At 73.7% G+C, this 5,969-nt stretch carries 4 protein-coding genes; all 4 read left to right on the plus strand.

All coding sequences use genetic code 11. The features are described from left to right. The coding region (locus VLI41_RS02505; RefSeq protein WP_325266480.1) for a glycosyltransferase family 4 protein at window positions 1-1,641 on the plus strand (1,641 nt) is incomplete at its 5' end. A gap of 78 nt (window positions 1,642-1,719) precedes the next feature. Next, a complete protein-coding gene (locus VLI41_RS02510) occupies window positions 1,720-2,151 on the plus strand; it encodes a glycine zipper 2TM domain-containing protein (RefSeq protein WP_325266481.1) in 432 nt (143 codons plus the stop codon). Between the two features lie 4 nt (window positions 2,152-2,155). Further along, complete coding sequence (locus tag VLI41_RS02515) at window positions 2,156-2,683, plus strand: hypothetical protein (RefSeq protein WP_325266482.1); 528 nt, start codon at window positions 2,156-2,158, stop codon at window positions 2,681-2,683. Window positions 2,684-2,749: 66 nt separating this feature from the next. Continuing rightward, window positions 2,750-5,842, plus strand: coding sequence for a rhamnan synthesis F family protein (locus VLI41_RS02520; RefSeq protein ID WP_325266483.1), 3,093 nt, complete (start codon window positions 2,750-2,752; stop codon window positions 5,840-5,842). Window positions 5,843-5,969 lie beyond the last annotated feature (127 nt).

A 5,969-nucleotide genomic window follows, 5' to 3' on the forward strand; every position in this document is an offset into this window, starting at 1 on the left:
CATCCGCCGGGGGTGCTGGAGAGCCGGGCGAACCCGTTCGGCAAGGACGTGGCCAACCTCGAGCTCTACCGCGCGCTGGCGCGCCACGGCGGCTTCGACCAGCTCGATGTCCTGAGCGTGCGGCCCTCGGACGAGGCCGCCCTGCGCGAGGCCCTGCTGGAGGGCCGGCGCTCCGAGACGCGCATCGCCGGGGGCTCGATCCTGAACACGGCGCTCTGCGCCCAGGCGGGCGCCGTGCTGCGCGGCCAGCCCTACCTCTACGAGCTGAGCTGGCTGCGCCGGGCCGGCCCGGGCGACGCCGCCTACAGCCTGCTGGGCCTCGTGCACACCATCGCCCCGCCGGCGGTCCGGCAGCTGATCCTCAACGCCTCGCTCGGCCCGACGCATCCCTGGGACGCCATCGTCTGCACCTCGCCGTCGGTGCGCGAGGGCCTGAGCCGCGTCTTCGAGCGGTGGGGAGGCCACCTGGCGGCGCGCACCGGGGGCTCGGCGCCGCAAATCCCGATGCTGCCGATCGTGCCCCTGGGCGTGGACGGCGAGGGCTTCGCGGCGCTGGCCGCGCGGCCAGAGGTGCGCGCCCGCCGGCGCACGGCGCTGGGGCTGGCGGACGATGCGGTGCTGGTGCTCTGGGTCGGGCGGCTCTCGTACTTCGAGAAGGCCTTCCCGCAGCCGATGTTCCGGGCCGTGCAGCGCGCCGCCGCCCTCAGCGGCAGGAGCCTTCACTTCGCCCTGGCCGGCTGGTTCCCGAACGCAGGCGACCGCGCCCATTACCAGCAGGCCGCCGCCGCCCTCGCGCCCGACGTGCCGGTCAGCATTCTCGACGGCAACGACCGCGAGCTCCTGGGCGAGCTCTGGGCCGCGGCCGACATCTTCCTGTCGCTGGTCGACAACATCCAGGAGACCTTCGGCATCACCCCGCTCGAGGCCATGGCCGCGGGCCTGCCGATCGTGGCCAGCGACTGGGACGGGTATCGCCACACGATGCGCCACGGGGTGGAGGCGTTCCTGATCCCGACCCTGGGCGGGCCTGCCGGAGGGCTCGGCGTGGGCATGGCCCAGCGGCACCAGATGCTGGTCGACAGCTATCAGGCCTACGTGGGCGCGCTGGCCCAGCACACCGCCGTGCATGTCGGCCGCGCGGCCGAGGCGCTGGCGGCGCTGGCCGAGGATCCCGATCTGCGCCGGCGGATGGGCGCGGCCGGCCGCGCGCGCGTGGCCGAAGCCTTCGACTGGCCGGTGGTCGCCCGCGAGTACCGCGCTCTGCTCGACGAGCTCGCCGCGATCCGCGCCGCCGCGCCGCCGATGACCGCGCAGCCGCCCGGCGATCTGGCCGGCGGCGACCCCTTCGCCGAATTCGCCCACTTCGCCACTCAGGCGGCGGGCCTCGACCTGCCGCTGCGGGCCTCGCCCGGGCTCACGGCCGAGGATGTGCTCGCCACCGCTGAGATCGGCCTCGACCAGGTGTTCGCCGCTTGGCGCGGCACGCTCGCCGAGTGCGCCCAGGCCTTCGACCTGGTGGCGCAGGGCCGGGCGGCGAGCGTCAGGGAGGTGCTGCTGGCCTTCCCGCCGCAGCGCCGCCGGGCGGTCGAGCTCTCCGTCATGTGGCTGGCCAAGCAGGGCTTCCTCGACTGGCTGGCCTGAGGGCATCCAATCGCCGCGCTCAGGCGTTCCACCGCTCGAGCCTCCGGCGCGAGGCCACGGATCGAGAGGAGTTCATCCATGCGCCGCACTCTGTTGGCCGCCGCCGGCCTGGCGCTCGCCATGACCTCGGCGGCGCAGGCCCGCAGCGGCTGCGAGGCCTATGCCCACAACCGCAAGGTCACCGGCACGGTGATCGGCGCGCTCGGCGGCGGGCTGTTGGGCAGCGCGGTGGCGGGCCACGGCTCGAAGGGAACCGGCGCGCTGGTGGGCGCGGGCCTGGGCGCCGTGGTGGGCAACAACCTGTCGCGGGTGAGCTGCGATAATCGCCGGGCCTACTATCGCCGCCACCGGACGCACTACGCGCGGGCCCGGGCGCACAGCAGGCCGGCCTATGCCGGTTATCCGCGCTATGCCGCCAGCTATGGCGCGGGCGCGTGCCACTATGTCAGCCGGCCCTACTACGACCAGGCGGGCCGGCTGGTCTATGCGCCGATGCAGGTCTGTGAGTAGGGCGATGCGCGCGTCGTCGCTGATCGCCTGGACCGCACTCGCAGCCCTGGGACTCGCCGGCTGCAATCAGGGCCGCGGCGCAGGCGGCGTGAACGGGGTCTGCAAACCCTTCACCACGGCCAACGCCCAGACGACCGCGCCCGCAGCGGCGACCAGCGTCCCCGGCGCGGCCCCGTCCGCCAACGCCCCGGCCGATCCGGCCGCGGCGCTGGACGACTGCCTGCATCGCTGGGGCTACACGCTGGCGACCTCGACCGATCCGGCGAACTTCGTGGCCGACGCGACGCTGGCGGCCTGCGGCTCGCAGCTGGCCGGCTGGAACCAGCAGACCCTGACCTCCGGCGCCGGCGGCGCCCCGAACGGCGGCGCGGTCGAGGCGCCCAGCCTGATGAACGGCCAGAACACCAACCCGCTCGCCGAGCACTACAGCTTCGCCCAGGGGCGGGCGCTGTTCTATGTCGTGCAGGCCCGCGCCGGGAAGTGCGCGCCGCCGCCGGCGGCCCAGACGAACACCGCGCCGAACCGCTCCTGAGCCGCGGCTGCGACCGCGGCGCCGCGGCGCTGGACCGTGCCGGACGCTCGTGGTTGAAGGCGGCCGATGTCCGCGCCCGCCGCCGCCCGCAACGCCCTCGTCAGGCAGCTCGTCCGGACGGTCTGGGGAGTCCGCGAGCGGGTGCTCGAGCGGCCGAGATCGCGGGCGGTCCTGCGCACCATCGGACGCCCGGGCATCTGGCTGATGCACGCGACCGCGGGCAAGGCGCCCCCCGCCCCACCGGCCGAGCCGGGGGGCGAGACCGTCATCCATCTCCCGCTCGACTACCGGTTCGCGCCATTCGATCCGCCGCCGCGCATCGCCGTGCTGATCCACGCCTACTATCCCGAGCTGCTGGGCGAGATCCTCGATCACCTGCAGCGGCTCCCCGCGGGCGCCGACCTGCTGGTCTCCACCGATCTGGAATCCAAGCGGCCGGCCATCGAGGAGAGCCTGGAGCGCTGGTCCGGCGGCCGCGTCGTGCTGCGCGTCGCGCCCAATCGCGGGCGCAACATCGCCCCCCAGCTCGTGGGCTTCGCCGACCTGATCGGGGACTACGACCTGCTGCTGCTGGTCCACACCAAGAAGTCCCTGCACTGGGATGCGCTCGCCGGGTGGCGCAGCGCGATGTTGCGCGACCTCCTGCCCTCGGCCGATGGGATTGCAGGCATCCTCGAGTCGTTCCGGCGGCTGCCGGCCCTGGGGATGGCGGCGCCCAGCATCTATGCGCCCACCCGCCGGCACATGGTCTGGGCGCCGAACTTCGCGACCTGCCGCGACCTCGCCGACCGGCTCGGCGTGGCGCTGTCGCCGGACAGTCCGCTGGATTTTCCCGCCGGGACCATGCTCTGGGCGCGCCCCGCGGCGCTGAAGCCGCTGCTGGGCCTGGGCCTGCGCTTCGAGGATTTCGAGCCGGAGGCGGGGCAGACGGACGGCACGCTCGCCCACGCGCTGGAACGCCTGCTGTTCCATTCGTGCGAGCTCGCCGGGCTCAGGTGGGTGCGCGTGCGGGCTGGGCTGGACGCGGTCTGGCCGGAGCGGTTCCTGAGGGCCGATTCGCCGCACGCCCTGCGGCGCGCCGTGACGGACCTCGGCCGCACGCTGCTGCTGCCGGGGCGTCCGCCCGATCCGACGCGCACCGAGGAAGACCTCGGCGCGCCTGCGACGCCCGAGGAGAGGAAGGCCGCCTTCCGCGCCGCCTGCCGCGAGGAGCTGGACGCCTTTCTTGCGGGCGAGGATCGGCTTCAGCTGCCCACCGCCGAGCCGCCCGAAATCTCGATCCTGCTCGTGCTGTTCAACCAGGCCGAGCTGACCTTCCAGTGCCTGCGCTCCCTGCGCTTCGCCCTCGACCGGCCGAGCGAGGTGATCATCGTCGACAACGCCTCCTCCGACCGCACCGGCGAGCTGCTGGCGCGCCTGGACGGGGCGAGGATCGTCCGCAATCCCGACAACCGCCACTTCCTGCGGGCCGTGAACCAGGCCGCCGCCCTCGCCCGGGGACAGGCGCTCCTGCTGCTCAACAACGACGCCCGGGTGCGGCCGGGCTCCATCGCCGCCGCCTGCGAGGTGCTAGGCTCGGAGCCGGACGTCGGCGCCGTGGCGGCGCGGATCGTGCTGCTGGACGGCACGCTGCAGGAGGCCGGCAGCATCATCTGGCGCGACGGCGCCTGCGCAGGCGTCGGCCGCGGGGCCGATCCGGAAGCCGCGGAGTTCCAGTTCCGCCGCGACGTCGACTACGGCTCCGGCGCCTTCCTGATGATCCGCCGCTCGGCGTTCGAGCGCCTGGGCGGCCTGGATGAGGCGTTCGCGCCCGCCTACTACGAGGAAACCGACTTCTGCATGCGCCTGCGCGAGGCGGGCCTGCGGGTGGTCTACGAGCCGCGCGCGCTGATCTGGCATTTCGAGTTCGGCAGCGCCTCCAGCGCCGAGGCGGCGCTCGCGCTGCAGCGCGAACACCACCAGGTCTTCGTCGACCGGCACCGCGCGCGGCTTCAGTCCGGCCATCTCGAGCGGGGCGCCCCGGCGATCGAGGCGCGCATGCGTTCCGCGCAACGCCGGCTGCTGATCATCGAGGATCAGGTGCCCTACGCGGATCTGGGCGCAGGTTATCCCCGGGCGCTCGAGCTGATCCGCGCCGCCCGGGCCGCGGGCTGGTTCGTGACCCTTTATCCGACGGTCTATCCGGACGCCGACTACGCCACCGCCTATGCCGGCGCGCTGCCGCCGGAGGTCGAGATCGCCGCGGAACGGGGCGCGGCGGGTCTCGCGCCGTTCATGCAGGAGCGGCGCGGCTACTACGACGCCGTGATCGTCAGCCGCCCGCACAACATGAAGGTGTTCAAGGCGGCGCTCGCCGAGGTGCGCCGGTTCATTTCCGCCCATCGCGTGATCTACGACGCCGAGGCCATTTTCGCCGCGCGAGACCTGGCCAGGACCCCCGGGCCGGAGGCGCGAGCCGCGGTCCGGGCCGAGACCGTCCTGGCCAGGCGCGCCGCCGCGGTCCTGGCGGTGAGCGGGGCCGACGCCGCGCAGTTCCGCGGCGCCCGGGTATCGCGCGTCCGCATCGTGGGCCATGCGGTGGAGGCGCGGCCGACCGCGCCCGGCTTCGCGGCGCGCTCCGACCTGCTGTTCGTGGGCGCGCTCGACGAGGATCATTCGCCCAACGCCGATTCGCTGCGCTTCTTCGTGGGCGAAGTCGCGCCGAAGCTGGACGCTCTCATCGGCGAGGACTGGAGGCTGTGGGTCGCCGGCCGCAACGGCGCGGCCGGCGTGCAGGCGCTCGCCTCCGACCGCGTGCGCCTGCTGGGGCGGGTTCCGGACCTGGGCGATCTCTACGCCCGTGCGCGGCTGTTCATCGCGCCCACGCGCTTCGCGGCGGGAATTCCGATGAAGGTGCACGAGGCCGCCGCCCGCGGTCTGCCGGTCGTGGCCACCTCCCTCCTGGCCCGGCAGCTCGGCTGGAGGAGCGGCGAGGAGCTGCTGGTCGCCGACGCGCCGGACGCGTTCGCACAGGCCTGTGCGCGGCTCTACACAGACGCCGAGCTCTGGGCGCGCATCCGGGCCGCAGGGCTGGGGGCGGTGGAGCGCGACTGCTCGCCGGAGCGCTTCCGAAGCACGGTGGCCGAGGTGCTGGACGCCGTGGCTCCGGTCCGCCGCTAGGCCCAGACTCGATATCAGTAGTTCTGCCCGCTCTCCCGGCGAAAGCCGGGATCCAGATCTCCAGAACATGCCCGATTGGATCGGCTCAGCGCCTGTAGAAATCGCTTCTGAGTCATTCCATCTGGGT

Origin of the sequence: Phenylobacterium sp. (genome assembly GCF_035475775.1) — a bacterium.
Taxonomy (GTDB): Bacteria; Pseudomonadota; Alphaproteobacteria; order Caulobacterales; family Caulobacteraceae; genus Phenylobacterium.